The 15,402-nt window shown below is 61.3% G+C and carries 23 protein-coding genes; 12 read left to right on the top strand and 11 right to left on the bottom strand.

All coding sequences use genetic code 11. The features are described 5' to 3' along the window. The first annotated feature begins 305 nt into the window (after positions 1-305). The 3 genes from GR198_RS13620 (at position 306) to GR198_RS35790 (ending at position 1,879) form a co-directional block, all read left to right on the top strand. Positions 306-1,142, top strand: a complete 837-nt coding sequence (locus GR198_RS13620; RefSeq protein ID WP_029870585.1) for an alpha/beta fold hydrolase — start codon at positions 306-308, stop codon at positions 1,140-1,142. Between the two features lie 43 nt (positions 1,143-1,185). Then, positions 1,186-1,467, top strand: a complete 282-nt coding sequence (locus tag GR198_RS13625; protein WP_029870584.1) for a hypothetical protein — start codon at positions 1,186-1,188, stop codon at positions 1,465-1,467. Between the two features lie 196 nt (positions 1,468-1,663). After that, complete coding sequence (locus GR198_RS35790) at positions 1,664-1,879, top strand: hypothetical protein (RefSeq protein WP_029870583.1); 216 nt, start codon at positions 1,664-1,666, stop codon at positions 1,877-1,879. Here the strand turns inward: GR198_RS35790 and GR198_RS13635 are convergent. From GR198_RS13635 to GR198_RS13655, 5 genes are all read right to left on the bottom strand, one after another. Next, positions 1,772-1,990 (bottom strand): hypothetical protein, encoded by a 219-nt coding sequence (locus GR198_RS13635; RefSeq protein WP_164022413.1) that lies wholly within the window; start codon positions 1,988-1,990, stop codon positions 1,772-1,774. The genes GR198_RS35790 and GR198_RS13635 overlap by 108 nt on opposite strands. Before the next feature lie 68 nt (positions 1,991-2,058). After that, positions 2,059-2,232 (bottom strand): hypothetical protein, encoded by a 174-nt coding sequence (locus tag GR198_RS13640; protein WP_155248888.1) that lies wholly within the window; start codon positions 2,230-2,232, stop codon positions 2,059-2,061. Positions 2,233-2,304: 72 nt separating this feature from the next. After that, a complete protein-coding gene (locus GR198_RS13645) occupies positions 2,305-2,823 on the bottom strand; it encodes a terminase small subunit (RefSeq protein ID WP_245279614.1) in 519 nt (172 codons plus the stop codon). A 362-nt stretch (positions 2,824-3,185) separates the two neighbouring features. Continuing rightward, positions 3,186-3,395, bottom strand: coding sequence for a hypothetical protein (locus GR198_RS13650; protein WP_029870581.1), 210 nt, complete (start codon positions 3,393-3,395; stop codon positions 3,186-3,188). Between the two features lie 16 nt (positions 3,396-3,411). Then, a complete protein-coding gene (locus tag GR198_RS13655) occupies positions 3,412-3,681 on the bottom strand; it encodes a hypothetical protein (protein WP_164022511.1) in 270 nt (89 codons plus the stop codon). 190 nt (positions 3,682-3,871) lie between these two features. Here GR198_RS13655 and GR198_RS13660 point away from each other — a divergent pair, with 190 nt between their 5' ends. The 3 genes from GR198_RS13660 (at position 3,872) to GR198_RS36240 (ending at position 5,868) form a co-directional block, all read left to right on the top strand. Then, entirely contained in the window at positions 3,872-4,348 is a 477-nt protein-coding gene (locus tag GR198_RS13660; RefSeq protein ID WP_164069126.1) for a BA14K family protein, read from the top strand. A 265-nt stretch (positions 4,349-4,613) separates the two neighbouring features. Further along, positions 4,614-5,135, top strand: a complete 522-nt coding sequence (locus GR198_RS13665; RefSeq protein ID WP_029870578.1) for a BA14K family protein — start codon at positions 4,614-4,616, stop codon at positions 5,133-5,135. Between the two features lie 184 nt (positions 5,136-5,319). Continuing rightward, positions 5,320-5,868 (top strand): GNAT family N-acetyltransferase, encoded by a 549-nt coding sequence (locus tag GR198_RS36240; protein ID WP_164069206.1) that lies wholly within the window; start codon positions 5,320-5,322, stop codon positions 5,866-5,868. A gap of 130 nt (positions 5,869-5,998) precedes the next feature. Here GR198_RS36240 and GR198_RS13675 read toward each other — a convergent pair whose 3' ends face one another. The 3 genes from GR198_RS13675 to GR198_RS13685 all read right to left on the bottom strand — a co-directional run bounded on the left by GR198_RS13675 (position 5,999) and on the right by GR198_RS13685 (position 9,124). Continuing rightward, a complete protein-coding gene (locus GR198_RS13675) occupies positions 5,999-6,898 on the bottom strand; it encodes a DUF3313 domain-containing protein (RefSeq protein WP_017988733.1) in 900 nt (299 codons plus the stop codon). Between the two features lie 202 nt (positions 6,899-7,100). Further along, on the bottom strand, positions 7,101-8,453 hold the full coding sequence (locus GR198_RS13680) for a sensor histidine kinase (RefSeq protein ID WP_164051781.1): 1,353 nt from the start codon (positions 8,451-8,453) through the stop codon (positions 7,101-7,103). Continuing rightward, positions 8,453-9,124 (bottom strand): response regulator transcription factor, encoded by a 672-nt coding sequence (locus GR198_RS13685; RefSeq protein WP_029870576.1) that lies wholly within the window; start codon positions 9,122-9,124, stop codon positions 8,453-8,455. The genes GR198_RS13680 and GR198_RS13685 overlap by 1 nt, the downstream gene beginning before the upstream one ends. 139 nt (positions 9,125-9,263) lie before the next feature. On the opposite strand from GR198_RS13685, the gene GR198_RS35380 reads away from it, so the two are divergent. After that, positions 9,264-9,410: a hypothetical protein gene (locus tag GR198_RS35380; RefSeq protein ID WP_165940264.1), complete on the top strand. Its 147-nt coding sequence runs from the start codon at positions 9,264-9,266 to the stop codon at positions 9,408-9,410. Between the two features lie 15 nt (positions 9,411-9,425). Here GR198_RS35380 and GR198_RS13690 read toward each other — a convergent pair whose 3' ends face one another. Further along, complete coding sequence (locus GR198_RS13690; RefSeq protein WP_029870575.1) at positions 9,426-9,968, bottom strand: NADPH-dependent FMN reductase; 543 nt, start codon at positions 9,966-9,968, stop codon at positions 9,426-9,428. A gap of 163 nt (positions 9,969-10,131) precedes the next feature. Between GR198_RS13690 and GR198_RS13695 the strand changes: the two genes are divergently transcribed. The 3 genes from GR198_RS13695 to GR198_RS13705 are packed head-to-tail and all read left to right on the top strand — an operon-like array spanning position 10,132 to position 12,736. Beyond that, complete coding sequence (locus GR198_RS13695) at positions 10,132-11,133, top strand: ABC transporter ATP-binding protein (protein ID WP_164069127.1); 1,002 nt, start codon at positions 10,132-10,134, stop codon at positions 11,131-11,133. Then, positions 11,130-11,930, top strand: a complete 801-nt coding sequence (locus GR198_RS13700; RefSeq protein WP_029870573.1) for an ABC transporter permease — start codon at positions 11,130-11,132, stop codon at positions 11,928-11,930. The genes GR198_RS13695 and GR198_RS13700 overlap by 4 nt, the downstream gene beginning before the upstream one ends. 2 nt (positions 11,931-11,932) lie before the next feature. Then, positions 11,933-12,736, top strand: a complete 804-nt coding sequence (locus tag GR198_RS13705) for an ABC transporter permease (protein ID WP_029870572.1) — start codon at positions 11,933-11,935, stop codon at positions 12,734-12,736. A gap of 24 nt (positions 12,737-12,760) precedes the next feature. Here GR198_RS13705 and GR198_RS13710 read toward each other — a convergent pair whose 3' ends face one another. Further along, on the bottom strand, positions 12,761-13,282 hold the full coding sequence (locus GR198_RS13710; protein ID WP_029870571.1) for a winged helix-turn-helix transcriptional regulator: 522 nt from the start codon (positions 13,280-13,282) through the stop codon (positions 12,761-12,763). An 89-nt stretch (positions 13,283-13,371) separates the two neighbouring features. On the opposite strand from GR198_RS13710, the gene GR198_RS13715 reads away from it, so the two are divergent. Both GR198_RS13715 and GR198_RS13720 read left to right on the top strand, forming a co-directional pair. Continuing rightward, a complete protein-coding gene (locus GR198_RS13715; protein ID WP_029870570.1) occupies positions 13,372-14,013 on the top strand; it encodes a dihydrofolate reductase family protein in 642 nt (213 codons plus the stop codon). Positions 14,014-14,366: 353 nt separating this feature from the next. After that, on the top strand, positions 14,367-14,570 hold the full coding sequence (locus GR198_RS13720) for a hypothetical protein (protein WP_029870569.1): 204 nt from the start codon (positions 14,367-14,369) through the stop codon (positions 14,568-14,570). 166 nt (positions 14,571-14,736) lie between these two features. Here GR198_RS13720 and GR198_RS13725 read toward each other — a convergent pair whose 3' ends face one another. After that, the gene (locus tag GR198_RS13725) at positions 14,737-15,381 is read right to left on the bottom strand and encodes a TetR family transcriptional regulator (RefSeq protein ID WP_164069128.1); all 645 of its coding nucleotides are present in this window, start codon (positions 15,379-15,381) and stop codon (positions 14,737-14,739) included. Positions 15,382-15,402 lie beyond the last annotated feature (21 nt).

Consider the following 15,402-nt stretch of genomic DNA (forward strand, 5'->3'; position numbering starts at 1 on the left):
AGTGGATTAAAAGAATGTTCGCAGCGCGAAGCAGCCAGGTGAGGATCACCCAGCCCCCTCGCGTCATGCGAAATAGGCGGGTGCTACACCCATCTCGCGGAGACGTACAAACTTCTGTCATATCAACAGAATAGAAAGAGGCATTCAATAAGCACTTCAACATATACCGAGCCGGTTGATCAAGTGCGACCTTCTTGCCCCCAGCCTCCGGGGCAACGGCGCTCGTGGTCTCGCCAATTCTGCCGGCAACGGCGCAAACTTCTGACCGCATTAATCCAACCAACCCCAACCAACGGAGCCAAAACATGAGCACGGTTACCACCAAGGACGGCGTCGAGATCTTCTACAAGGATTGGGGGTCGAAGAGCGCCCAGCCGATCATGTTCCATCACGGCTGGCCGCTCTCCTCCGACGACTGGGATGCCCAGATGCTGTTCTTCCTTGAGAAGGGCTACCGGGTCGTCGCCCATGACCGGCGTGGCCATGGCCGCTCGACCCAGGTGGGCGACGGTCACGACATGGATCACTACGCCGCCGATGCCGCAGCCGTCGTCGAGCATCTCGATCTCAGGAACACCGTCCATGTCGGCCACTCCACCGGCGGCGGCGAAGCGACCCACTATGTCGCCCGCCATGGCCAGCCGCAGGGCCGCGTCGCCAAGCTCGTGATCATCGGCGCCGTGCCGCCGATCATGGTGAAAACCGAAGCCAATCCCGGTGGCCTGCCGATCGAAGTCTTCGACGACCTGCGCAAGCAGCTCGCCGCCAACCGCTCGCAATTCTATCGCGATCTGCCGGCCGGCCCGTTCTACAGCTTCAACCGGCCGGGCGCGAAAGTGTCGGAGCCGATCATCAACAATTGGTGGCGCCAGGGCATGATCGGCGGCGCCAAAGCGCATTACGACGGCATCAAGGCCTTTTCGGAAACCGACTTTACAGAAGATCTGAAGATCATCACCGTGCCGACCTTCGTCATGCACGGCGATGACGACCAGATCGTGCCGATCGCCGACTCGGCCCTGCTCTCGTCCAAGCTGCTGCAGAACGCCACGCTGAAGGTCTACGAGAAATTCCCGCATGGCATGTGCACCACCCACGCCGACATCATTAACCCCGACATCCTCGCCTTCATCAAAGGCTGATCCGTGATGTTGCCGGGCGCCGATCAGGCGCCCGGTTGCCACGATGGCTTGCCATCCTGCACGCCGGCATTCTGGCCACGTCGATCGATTGACGGCCAGTGACTCATTTTCCCATGAAACCGTTTTCGCCGATTTGCGTTTAGCGGCCATGAAAAGAGAACGTGAACCCTCATCAAAGGCTTACCGGCAGGATCGTTTCGAAAACACCGAGCGCGCCGCCAAGGAAACCATCGAGGCGGAGCAGCGGGCCCGCCGGGAAAAAACCAAGCGGCTGAAAGAGCTGCGCCTGTCCCAGCAAGACGCCAAAGGCCCCGCAACCAAGTAGATCTCACGCCCACACTATCCGGTCGACCAGCCTATCGGTCTCATATCCATGCCCTGCCGCCCTCACTCGCATCTTCCCGTGCGTGCCCCGAATTGTTTTTGAATTTCGGACCTTCGCCCATCTTGCAGAGCAAAGATCGCGAAATTATCTTTTTTTCACGAAAGCGATTCACGGCATCCAAAAAGGGCAGATTGCGATGTCAGACAAGCTGTTCAGCACGCGTGACGAACCGCTCGCCTCCGAGGACCTCGATGTGTGCAGGCGTGTCCACGAAGCTCTCTGTAGCGGGCTAAAGATCGACAGATCAGGCAAGGAGGCCGACCGTCTGGGCGCCCTCATCATCGAGCTTTACCGCCAGGGTGTGCACGACGAAAGCCAGCTCCGATTGCTGGCCGGCGGAAGGCGAGCCTGATAGCGCGAGACGTGGAGCTAGCTGCGAGTCCGACACCGCCTTTTCCCGGGCGCGGACCGAGGTCGCCTGCACGTCGGGACCAGTGCGCGGTGATCTAGGAGCGGAACCCATTTGCCGATATCTCCGGCCGTCTTGGTGCATCTGCGTGTCGGTATTGGCCGTCCGTCACCAGCATCGCCTCATTCCACCAGGACATCACCCATGAGGGCCGATTTGCCGATGCCTTGGCCGGATGCGACCGCAATCTGCAGCGGCTGAAACCGCGTTGCGGGATCGCTCAGATGATCGCGAATGACCGTAAAAATATCCCGCTGCCACACCCGCGGCCCCGAATGCGCCTCCAGCGCGCCCACGCCCCAGTCCCAGGCGCTCAGGTCCAGCCCAGCGGATCGAACTGGCAATCGCTCGCCAGCTCGATCATCCCCTCATTCGGATCGGCAGCCCCGCGCCAGCCTCTCGCTCAGCGCCTCCAGCCCCTTGATCTCCAACCTGTCGTTATAGAGCGAGTGATGCCGCGCCAGCATATCCAGCGCCCGCAACCGGTCCGCCCGCTCGATCCTCGCCACATGCGCCACCTCCCCCTTGCCCTTGGCTGAGGTGCCGATCTCCAGCCCCACAACGCTTGCCGCCGTCCGCTCATTCCACTCCGAAGGCGCCTTCAGCGCCCCCTCGTCATCGAACACGTCACGGACATCACCAAACGCGATGTCGGCAATGGCGACAAGCACCCACTCGGCGGAAGTCTCCATCTCGGCAAGACGTGGCGCTAAGGCTCTCTCAATCTCCGCCCGCATCTCCGCCCGCGCAGCCTCATTCGCCATCAAGCGGTTGCCATTGGCACGCGACTTTCCGCTATACCCCGTCCGCACCGCCGCGTGCTTCGCATTCAAATCCTTCAGATATTCCGCCACGAACAGGCGCTGCCTCGGCGTCAGTTCTGCCATTGGTGATCGTGCCCTCGATGAGAGGGCGATGGTAGCGGGAGATGGTGGCAGGGTGAAAACGCAGCGGGGAAGGCCCTACGAAGCCAGACCTCTGTCCCTGTTGTAAATCTCCCCCGGAGTCGGCTCTCTGGTCACAATCGTGCCGTCGGAAAGCCGGCGACGCATGACATCGCCGTGCCAATGCCATTCTCCGGATACGCCAGCGAAAAACAGCGCACGAAGCGCCTCGACCACGCGGCTCCACCCCGATGGCTTTGGACGTCGGAAACTGATCGTTGTCATTTTGTCTTTGCTCTCCTTCAAAATTATTCTCTGCCGATCGCGCACGTCACGTTTCTCTCTTCCCGGAGGGTGCCCGATCATCATGGATTGGAATGATCCAGCCGCGCCAATATGCGCAATGCCTCAATTCGATCCGGCTCCCAGAAGGTCAGCCTGAGCCGGCCTGCATCCGAATCCAGGGAAAACGCCTCGCGGGCTAGCCCGACCTCGGCCAGCCTCATGCGTATGGAGTCGAGATCGGTCATGCCACCCAGCGGCTCCATGATGATGTATTGCGTCGATTGCGCCATGTGGAAGCCCCTTATCTCAGAGTATTTTCCGGCACACGAAAGCAGAAACAGCAAAACGGCTCAAGGAAAGTCTTAATATCTGGTTACCAAACGAAGTTAATACTTTGTTACTCATGAGGTTGATCGCCGTTTTAATATCGAACACCAGAAACCGCTCTATGATTTCAAGAGAGATTGCTGTCGCGCTTTCGACGCACATGCCGCCCCCGAACGAGCCGTCCGACATTGAGCTTCGATAAGAGAAAGTTCGTCTGCGCCGCGTCGTCGGTGCGATCTTCTCAGACATTTCCGCCCATGGCGGTGGCGAAGCTGTGCCGCGTTTTAGGACCGGTCGGTTCCTGCCGTCCGGTAGTGGTGCACAGGCCTATTATGTTAGCACAAACGCACATACGCCGCCTCATTCCATCCCAAAATGAAACCTATTCCCTTCCGCTGCGTTATCCCCCCGATACATCCGTTTACCCAAGGTGAGTGAAATGAACAGATTCGCCATTATTGCCCTGTCGATAACGACGGCCTTCTCCGGAATGCCGGCCTCGGCAGGTCCGGCTTTTGTGCCGAGCCCGGTGCAATCGGCGCAGCCGACGTCTCAAAGCACCGATGCACGCATCATGACCATTGGCTGCAACAACTTCACCAACTGCCCGGGTCAGTTCGGCAATAATCGCAGGTGGTATCGCAACCGCCATAACTATCGCGACCGGAACTATTACCGCGACGACCGCTATGGCTGGGATCGGCGCTACGATCGCCGGTACCGCCGAAATGACGGCGCAATCATTGGCGGCCTGGCGGCCGGCGCCATCATCGGTGGCATCATCGCTTCGCAGCCGCGCGCACGTGCCTATAGTTCTGGTTCGCATGCGGAGTATTGCTATAGCCGCTACCGGTCATACCGCGCTTATGACAATACCTACCAGCCGAACTACGGCCCACGCCGCCAGTGCCGCTAGCCGGCCCGTCCATAAGAGCAAGCCTCGCATGAAGATGCGAGGCTTTTTGATACCCGAAAACCCGTTACGCGGCTTTACCAGCGACACCGTAGACTGTCACGCCGTCCGGCAAATCGCCTTGCCCCCTATCGACCAGCTCTATATGTATGAAAGCACGGTACGTTAGCAGATACGCACCTACATAACCCCTCCCCATCCCAAAATGAAACCTATTCCCTTCCCCCGCGTTATCCCCCGATAAATCCGTTGACCCAAGGTGAGTGAAATGAACAAATTCGGCATCATTGCCCTGTCGATAGCGACGGCCTTCTCGGGAGTGCCGGCCTCGGCAGCCCCGGCCTTCGTGCCAAGCCCGATGCTATCGGCCCAGTCGGCGCCTCAAAATACCGATGCCCGGATCATGTCCGTCGCCTGCAACCCATACTCCATCGTCTGCTCGCGCGACGGCGATAACCGCAGGTCCTACCGCAACCGCGATCGCGACAACGACCGTGACCGCGACCGCCGAAGCTACCGCGAGCGCCGCTACGACCGTGACGACCGCTATGGCGGGGATCGCCGCTACGATCGCCGGTATCGCCGATATGACAACCGATATGACAATAACGGTGCCATCATCGGCGGCCTGGCAGCCGGCGCCCTCCTCGGCGGCATCATCGCTTCGCAGCCGCGCGCACGTGCCTATGGTTCTTCGCATGCGGAATACTGCTATAGCCGCTACCGGTCGTACCGCGCCTATGACAATACCTATCAGCCGAACTACGGCCCGCGCCGCCAGTGCCGCTAATCCGGTCCATCCATCAGAGCAAGCCTCGCATGAAGATGCGGGGCTTTTTTGATGGCCGAAAGCCCGTTGCACGGCTTCCAATCGCCGGTCGGCTGTGCTTGTCTGCGCGGTCAAGATTGGTCGACCCGCTTAGTTGGGCGACGTGAACCTAGGGGCGAAATGACATCGGTAGAAACAGCAAAGCCTGCTGCCGCCGGATCTGGAAAACCTGTCGGGCTTCGAAGCGGCACTCGCCGCCGGCTGGTCTCCCAATCCGCGCCGCGCGGGCGATGAAGCCTATGTTTACGGTGAGCTTCAGTGGCTGCGCCAGGACAGATCAAGGTTTCTCGACGATCTCATTCCTGATGGCCGACGGCACGCCGGGTCCGGATCGCCGCATCTCACCACCCGTCTGTTCTGGATCTGGGATGGCGAATTCTGCGGCAGCATCAGCCTGCGCTTTCAGGCCGGCACCGAGGAGTTGCCGCCCGAGGTGTCGGGCCATGTGGGATATTCCGTCGTGCCGTGGAAACAGCGCAATGGCCACGCGACCGCCGCGCTGGGCCTTCTGATGGCAGTGGCATCGAAGGAAGGTCTCGACCGCGTGGTCGTCCTCTGCCACGAGGACAACGACGCCTCGCGGCGCGTGATCGAGCGCAATGGCGGCGAATTGTTCATGCGCGGCCCGCATCCCTCCGACAGGCCCGATCGGATCAAACTGTATTTCTGGCTGAAGCCCGGAGCCGCCGGCTGACGTGAAGCGCGACGGATTTCTAGACGGACGGAGCACAAGCCTTACCCGCCTTTGCTCCGTCCGTCCCGTCAGCCTGGGGCGGGCTGAGTGCTGATCGCGGCGGCTTGTCGGGCGCCGGCGCCGGATTCTCTCAGTAGGTCGCGGCCGGTTTTGGCTTCTTCTCGGTCCATTGCGGCGGTGCGCCGTATTTGGCGGCCACGGCCCCCATCAGTCCGGGCGGCCGGCCGAAGGCGTCGCAGGCGGCGTATTTCGGTTTGCCGCCGAGCCAGGATTTCATCCGCTGCCCTGAGGGCAGCGAGATATCCATTCCCTTCGGCTCCTTGCCTTTGATCAGCATGCGGGAAAACTCGCTGCTGAATTTCGAAGCCAGGCTATAGGCATCGCCGACTTCGGAAACGCGGGGGTTGTTCTGCAGCGAGTTTGCCCCGCGCGACCAGACGATTGCCGCCCGCTGCACACCACCGCTGTCGACGGCCTCCGCCTCGACCGCCAGTCCGCCAAGGCCGGCCGGCAGCCGGGGCACGCTGACGGGCAGTACGAAACCGGTGCCGACGGTCACGACGGTCGAAACACCCGCCATCGCCTTGTTGGTCGGCACAATGTCGGTGACGACCGAGCGGATCGTCAGATCCGCCGGCTGGCCGGCAGAGACCAGCTGGTATTTGTCACTGAGCGAAATGCAGAGCGCCCGGTCCAGAGCGTTCGCCACCATCACGCGGTCGGCGTTCGATTTGACGCGGGTCGCGGCGTTGAAAGCGAAGGTCGTCGGCACGATGCTGACCGTCTTTGCCGGACTAAGGCGCGTCCCATCGACATAGACGCGCGATTTCGACAGCTTGCCCTTCGGCGCGCCGAGATTGCCGTAGGAGGAGAGCGTGCCGGCCTCCTTTAGCGGCACCGAGCTGCACCCGGCCGCGGCCATGGCGAGCGCCACCGGCAGAGCGAGGGACAAGCCTCTCGACGCCACGGGGAAGGAAAATAGGAATGGATTGCTGCGCACGCTGTCTGGCCTCCGTCGCCGATAGCGCATAACCCCGAAAATCGAGATCGATTTTCGGAAAGGATTATGCGCAGGTTTAAAACGCTAGAGCGTCCTTGGCGCGTCCTGTCGGACGCGCGGCGCTCTAGTGTCGGGCGAAAGTGGCGGTCGAGAATTGCCGCAACATTACAGATCGCTTCCCTGAGCCTTTGCTGGTCAGAACCAGGGCGGATGCTGCTCAAGCAAGCCTGACCTATGCGAGTTCGATCACCACCCGCGTCCCGACGGCGCCGCTCTCGATGCTGACCTCGCCGCCATGGTTTACAGCGACCTGTTTGACGAGGCTGAGGCCGAGACCGGCGCCCCTGCTCTTCGGGGTGACGCGATAAAACGGCTCGAACACCAGCTCCCGATGTTCGGCCGGAATGCCAGGCCCTTCGTCGGCGACCGTGATCCGGCCGCCGCCGGAAGGTGAGCCCGACACAGAAACCGTGATCATGCCGCTGTTGCCTCCGTGGTCGATGGCATTGCGCACAAGGTTGCTCACCGCCCTCGGTAGCGCCGACGGGCTGCCCTTGCGTTTCAGGCTCTTGACCTCGCTCTGAAACGAAATCTGATAGCCGGCGGCAATCGCCAGCGGCGCCTGATCGGCAACCGTCATTCGGGCGATCTCGACGAGATCAACCATTTCGTCGAGATCGGCCGCCTGATCGTTGCGCTCGAAATCGAGCAGTTGCTCGGCCGCTTGCGCGAGTCGCGCCACGTCATCGAGCAGCCGCTGCCGCTCGCGCCCGTCGGGCATGCCGTCGATCCGCGTCTGCATGATAGCGATCGGGGTCCGAAGCTCGTGCGCCGCGTCGAGCAGGAAGCGCTGGCGTTTCTTAAACTCGTTCTCAAGCCGCTCAAGCGTTCCGTTAAAAGCAATCACCAATGGTGCGATTTCCGTGGGAATACCATCCACCGGCAATCGGGCTCCTTGCCGGCGGGGTTCGATTTCCGATGCCTTGCTCGCTATATCCTTCACGCCGGCCAGAGCGCGCGCTACGACGCGGGGGATCGTTAGAAAAACCCCGGGCAAAGCGATGGCCAAAAGTGGTGTGTAAATGAGGTAGGTTTTGCCGAGTATTGCCAGGAATGCGGAGCTTCTGCTGGCGTTTCCGCCGTACATCACTCTGTACTCGCCTTCTGCAGTATCGACACGGTCGATGGAGGCGACCTCGGTCGTACCAGACGCCCCTCGTATGTCGGCGTCTTTGATGAGGTAGACGTACCGGGCTAGGTCCGCATAGGGCGCCGGTATTACGCCGTAGGAGGCCGTTTCTCCACTGGGTGTTGCGACGAAAAACCAGAGCCTGTTGTTCTCAGCCTTGAACGACCTGAGACGCGGGCTATCAGCTATGGCGATCCTGCCCTGTGAGTCACGCGTAAGAGCTTCCTCAAGGGCTGCAGTCAGCTGAACCTGCATTCCTTCATTGGGCGAGAGGATGCTGGTGGCGTAGATGCAAAGCCCGATGATGACAGTCGCAACAACAGCCACGAAAAGGATACTGAGCTGCCAGCTGAGCGTCCACCAGAGTGAAAGGTTCGACTTGGTCGCCTCGCGCATCATTCTTCCTTCATGAGATAGCCGACGCCGCGGATATTATGGATCGCTACGCCGGCGCTGGCATCGATCAGCCGCTTGCGCAACCGTGAAATATGCGCGTCGAGCGCATTCGACTGGATTTCCTCCTCGTAGTTATAAACCGCCGCCTCCAGCGTCGAGCGCAGCACCGTCTTCTCTTTGCGCCTTGCGAGCGCCGCCAGCACCAGAAGTTCGCGCCGGGGCAGATCGAGCGGCACGGCATCGACGGTGACGCTCAGATGCAGCGGGTCGATCACCATCCGCCCGGCCGTGATCTTGAGTTCGGCCAGTTCAGGCGATCGCCGCAGCACGGCCCTGAGCCGCGCCATCAGCTCCTCGACCAGGAACGGCTTTCCGAGATAGTCGTCCGCCCCGAGGTCGAGGCCCTCGATCCGCTCCTTCGGCTCGTTCAGCGCCGTCATCACGATGATCGGCGTATCCTTCCCCGTCCGCCTGAGCTCGGGAATGAAGCTCAGCCCCTCTCCGTCGGGCAGGCGCCGGTCGAGCAGGATCGCATCGTAGAGGTTCTGCCGCGTCAGCTCGACCGCATCGACCAGATGCACCGTGTGGTCGGTGACGATCCCATGTTTGCCGAGTGCAGCCGAGAGCGCCTCGGCCAACTCCCTCTCATCCTCTATCAACAGTATCCGCATCGCCCGTCCATTGTCTCGCTCTCCCCTCTGTCCGCCACAAGGGTTGCGGCAGCATTGCGGAGCTTGCAAGGCAGCCGGTCATGCTGCCGCAATTGTTGAGGTCCAGCACAACGAATATCCGCAGCAGCTGGAGATCAAGATGATCCGACATATCCTTCGTCTCCTGACGAGACACTTCCTCTCCGCCTTCATCCTTGCCGCGCTGCTCGCAGCCCCGCTCGTCATTCTGCACACGCTTCACGAAAAGACGGCATTCGAGAACGGCCTGCTGATGGACGTCCGATGATGCAGCGAGCGAACCTCAGGCGGTCTTGCTGTCTGCCATGCAATAGGCCGAGAATGCCTGAAGATAGGCCTGCACCTTGGAACGGTTCTCCGATGCCTCAATGGTGTTGAACACCTCGGCCGGCTCCAGTTTCATCAGAGGAAGTCTGAGGAAAATATCGCCCGCGAACCGGTCGGTGATGGTCGCAAGAACGGTGCGAAGACCGGCCAGCATCTCGTCGCCGCGATGGGATGCGTGCAGCAGGGCGACCGGCTTATGGACGATCTCATCTCCCGATACGAGCCAGTCGATCGCATTCTTGAGCCCGCCGGGGATGGATCGCACATATTCCGGGCTGGCAATGATCACCCCATCGCTCTGAGCGATCACATCGATGAAATTCCGCACCGCCTCCGGCAGATACTCTCCCTCGAGATCGGGCGAGAATACCGGCAACCGCCCCACGCCGTCGAAGATCGAAATCTCGATCTCATTTGGCGCAACGGCGCGGACAGCCTGCAGCATGGCCGTATTGGTGGAATTGCGCCGGGCGCTGCCGGATATTGCGAGAATCTTCATGACCCTAACAGGAATCGATCGATCATGGCTGTCAATGCAAAAGGCTACGCCAGGCGCGATTGAGTAGCGCCAAAAAAGCGACTTTTGCTTGAACTGGCCGAGCCCCGCGTTAGCCTAGATGCTGCTGCCGAATCGGCTGGAATTACCCGTTGAGGAAATACACATGTCGGCTTTGATCGAGGCGCGGGGCGTCAGCAAACGCTTCCGGCAGCACAAGAGATTTCCGGGCCTGATGGGCGCGCTGAAGACGCTGGTGACCAACGAATATACGGAGGTTCTGGCTGTTTCCGACATCGGTTTCGACATCGCGGCAGGTGAAGCCGTTGGCTATCTCGGTCCGAATGGCGCCGGGAAATCGACGATGATCAAGATGATGACCGGCATCCTGGTGCCTAGCGACGGCACGCTCTCGGTCCTCGGCCGGACACCACATCTGAAGCGCATGGACAATGCCCGCGAGATCGGCGTCGTTTTCGGCCAGCGCAGCCAGCTGTGGTGGGACCTGCCGCTGGTCGACAGTTTTACCTTGCACCAGCGCATCTATGATATCCCCGTTGCCCGCTATACGGATAATCTCCGGCGCTTCAGCGAGTTGCTTGATTTGACGCCCTTTCTCGACCGCGCGGTGCGCCAGCTCAGCCTCGGTCAGCGCATGCGTGCTGAGATCGTGATGTCGCTGCTGCACGATCCCAAGATCCTCTTTCTGGACGAACCGACCATCGGGCTAGATGTAGTCGCCAAGGATGCCGTGCGGCGTTTTCTCGCCGAGATCAACCGCGAGCGCGGCGTCACCATCATCCTCACCACCCATGACCTGCAGGACATCGAGACCATCTGCCCGCGGCTGATCATGGTCGATCATAGCAGGCTCATCTTCGACGGTGAGTTGAAAAGCCTGCGCGCGGCATTGGGCTCGGCTCGGCGGCTGACACTCGAATTTGCCAACGACCCTGGACCGCTGCCATTGCGCACCGCGGCTCTCGTCAGCGACGAGGGCCTGCGCAAGAACTATCTCATCGAGCGTGAAGACATCTCGCTGGTCGCAATCCTGTCGGAGGTCGGCAGCGGGCGCGGCCTCAAGGATGTGGCGCTGCACGAGCCCGACATCGAAGAGGTCATCCGCACCTTCTACCAGCGGCGCAATGCCAAGGCTCTGGCATCATGAGCGCCTATTTCGCCTTCGCGCGCAGTTCCTTCCATTCGCAGCTCGCCTACCGCAACGAAGTATGGGCCAATATCTTCGGCAAACTCGTGCAGGTCTTTGCGCGCGTCGCCATCTGGCAGGCGGCCTATGCCGGCATCGGCGGCATCGTGGTCGACGGCGTCTCCCTGCAGCAGATGGTGACCTATGCGCTGCTCGGCGGCGCGGTGATGGGTGCAACCCGCCCTGAAAGGATCATCGGTGAGATCGGCCGGTCGCTCAAGACAGGCGATATCGCGGTCTGGCTGCTCAAGCCCTTGTCCTATCCGCTCTATCTCTTCGCCAACGAATGCGGCAGCTTCGGCTATCGCCTGATGACCCAGGTCATTCCGACCATCGCCTTCACCGCATTGTTTTACGGCATGCTGCCGCCGGCGACCCTGTTCGATGGCTTGATGTTCATCGCCTTCTGGGCGCTGTCCTTTACGCTGCTGTTCCTGATGTCGGCGCTCTTCGGCCTCGTCGCCTTCTGGCTGATGACGAGCTTCTCGCTGGACTGGATTCTGGGCGCCCTGCTGCAATTGTTCTCCGGCCTACTGATACCGTTCTGGTTCTTCCCCGAACCGCTGGCCACGATTGCCCGCCACCTGCCCTTCGCCTGGGTGGTCTATTATCCCAATGCGGTCTATCTCGGCAGGCTTTCCACGGCCGATGTCTGGCTCCATTTCGGCCTGGGCCTTGCCTGGGCCGCGTTGTTCCTTGCCGGCGTCCTCTGGCTGTGGCGCTGTGCCTCCGGTCGCATCACCGTGCAGGGAGGTTGATCATGCTCATGCATCACCTGCGGGTCCTTCCGCTGCTGGTCCGGATGCATGTCCGCTCCCAGATGGAATATCGCGGCGCTTTCTGGCTCGACCGTCTTGCGCAGATCCTTTCCTATGGCAGCGTCTTTGCCACCATCGGCATCCTGCTTGCCCGCTTCGATACGCTTGGCGGCTGGACATGGCCGGAGCTGGCGCTGCTGTTCAGCTTCCAGCTGCTCGCTTATTCGCTCGGCGCCGCGATGAGCTTCGTGCAATTGCGCGACCTTGAAGAACTGGTGCGTCTGGGCACTTTCGACACACTGCTGGTCAAACCTTTCAGCCCCTGGGCCTATCTGGTCTTTTCCGGCCTCAACATAGGCTATGCCGGCCACGTCATCCTCGCGGTGGCGCTGATGGGCTGGGCCGTTCTGTCCGTCGACTTCGCCTGGTCGGTCTGGTCCGCCTCGTTCTTCGTTGCCGCGCTCCTCAGCGCGACGCTGCTGACCGCGGCCCTCATCACCATGATCGGCGCCACGGCGCTGATCTGGGTGCGCTCCAACCACCTGTTCTCGATCTTCTTCGGCTTTTGGGAATTGACGCGCTACCCGCTCAACATTTTCCCCGGCGGCATCCAGACCATCCTGATCACCGCGGTCCCGCTCGCCCTCACCAGCTCGGTCCCCGTCGGCGCCCTGCTCGGCAAGCCCATCCCGATCCTCGGGGACTGGGCCGGGCCTGTGGCTCTCGCAGCCGGCCCGATCTGGGTGTTGATATCAATCGCCTACTGGCGGTATGCCACCGGCAAGTACCAGGGTGCCGGCGGCTGATCGGGGGACCGACCTTCCTCGATATCAGGATGCCTGCGACAACGATCTCGCGCGGACCTCGAAGAACGCCGCCGTCAGCTTGGCCAGTACGGGTGAGGTGCATGTACCGTTGGCCCCGCCGATCGGGTCGACGATGTGGATCTGCCGGAGATCCTCCATGAACTCGTCCCACAGCGGCGGCCCGCCTTCTTCGAGAAGCTGCGCACGGATGCTCAACTCCTCGCTCACAGGCAGATGCCGCCGTCCCCAGGCGCCGATCATGGCAAAGACGGGCACGAGCTGGATCGCTGGCTCCATGAGGCTGTAGATCGCTTTCTGGCTGTGGCTCGGGTCATCCCGCTTGCTGATGAACCCCAGCGAGAGCAGACGCTTCAGCCTGGCGGCCAGAATGTTGGAGGCAATCCCCTCCTCCGAATGGGTCAGAAGATCGCGGAAATGGCGGCGGTTGCCGAACATGATGTCCCTGATGATGATGAGGCTCCACCGGTCGCCCAGCACTTCCATCGTCAGGTTGATCGGGCAGCCCGACCGCAGTTCAATATCCACGAATTCTCTCCTTAAACTGGTTGCAATATAGGATCACTTATGCGACAACGCAACTAGTTTCGGTATGCAATCAGGTGGAGGAGAGCAGCATGTCCAAGGTGCGTGTCGCAGCATTTTCCCTTTCCGTGGATGGTTTTGGCGCGGGGCCGGAGCAAAGCATGAACGATCCGCTGGGCAAGCGGGGAACGGAGATGTTCGAATGGTTTTTCCGTACCCGCACCTTCCGCGCGATGATCGGAAAGGACGGCGGTTCTGAAGGCGTCGACGAGGGTTATGCGGCCCGCGGCATGGCGAATTTCGGCGCCTTCATTCTCGGACGCAACATGTTCGGCCCTATCCGCGGCGATTGGCCGGATGATGCCTGGAAGGGCTGGTGGGGACAGAACCCGCCCTATCACGCGCCGACCTATATCCTGACGCATTATCCCCGCGAACCTATCATCATGGAGGGCGGCACGACGTTTCACTTCGTCACCGGCGGCGTCGAGGAGGCGCTTGACAAGGCGAAGGCTGCGGCTGGCGGCAAGGATGTGAAAATTGGCGGCGGCGTCAGCACCGTCCGTCAGTATCTGCAGGCCGACCTGATCGACGAACTGCATTTCGCCGTCTCGCCGGTCGTCCTCGGCAAGGGCGAGGCGATGTTTGCAGGCATCGACATCCCGGCCCTCGGCTTCCGCGTCGCCGAGCATGTCGCAACCGAACACACCACGCATATCGTGCTGGCGAAATAAACGAGTCCCCGCCGGGATCCCTTCACGCCAGCACATGCCGCAGGATGCCCGCGGCGGCAATGGCGATGATGACGGTCGGAAGCACGGGCAGCCTGGTTGCCGCCAGCATCGTCACCCCAAGTGCCAATCCGCCGGCCGACCGGTCACGAAATCTACCCGAGTGCCCTTGACATTATGTTGGCTCGATGCCGACCAGTAGGCCCGAATAGCCGCGCCGGGCCGTCACTGAAGCGTGTCAAAATAGCACTGGTGTTGTCGCGGAATGAGCGTAAGGTCCCACAGCCCACGCAACGGATCAGCGGCAAAACCGCTTGAGATCATACGTGCTTTTGATGCTTCTCGGGTGTACGAAGATGCTCCTGTCGCTCATTTCACTCGACGACGACGATATAGCCATCGTCACCGATGCCGTTCGGCAATGGTGTTGCGAGAAGAAGCTTGACATCGACAGCGTCCAAGGACACCGCGCCATCACCGTCGCCGTCGATCTCGTTCAGATGAACACCGGCCGCGACAGACTGTTTTCCGAGCTGTCGAAGCAGTTGGACGACCGCTAGAATCCGACATCCATCCATCGAAGCCGAGGCGTCCTCCAACGACCGATGTTGAGGATGCCGCGCTTTCCCTTGCCGCGCCGTTGCATCACCGCCGAGGAGCATCCGCGCCTGAGAGAGCCTCATCCTGAAGGCTCAAAGGGCGAGGCGGGCATTCCGGCGGGAGATGTCATGCCCCGCCCCGGCCAGACCCGAGCCGTTCGAGGTAGGCGCAAAACATGTCGGCCATAGCGTCGGAATAGGCGTCGATCTCGGCAAGGCTCCGCGGAGACTCCGAGAACTGCTTGCCCACTGTGCCGAGCGTCGTGGTGATCAGGTCACCGACCAGCACCCGCATCCCCTCCGGCGCAGAAGGCAGCACTTCCTGCATGAACAGTTCGACGATGCGGTCTCCCGATGCCCTCGCCGCCTGCGCCTCCGGTGCATCGCGATAAAGGGGCGCGGCATCATGGAGCGCCACGCGCATCGCCGCTTCCTCGCACTCCGAGCGGAGGAAGGCATGGACGAGGCGGCGCAGCCTTTCGAGCGGCGGCCTTTGCACGTCGGCGAGGATGCCGCCGAGCATGTCCGTCGTCTGCCGCCATTCGTCGCTCTGCAGCCGGAAGAGGATCGCCGCCTTGTTGGGGAAATATTGGTAGAGCGATCCGATGCTGACGCCCGCCCTTTCGGCCACCCGCGCCGTCGTGAAACGCTGGGCGCCTTCCCGCGCCAAAACCTGAGCAGCGGCATCCAGGATCGCCGCCACGAGCTCCGCCGAGCGAGCCTGCATGGGCTGTTTTCGTGAGGAAATTCGGGCTCTTGGACGATCGGTCATGACAGCGCTCCGCAATGCGAA

It is taken from the genome of Rhizobium leguminosarum (genome assembly GCF_010668065.1).
Lineage (GTDB): Bacteria > Pseudomonadota > Alphaproteobacteria > Rhizobiales > Rhizobiaceae > Rhizobium > Rhizobium leguminosarum_S.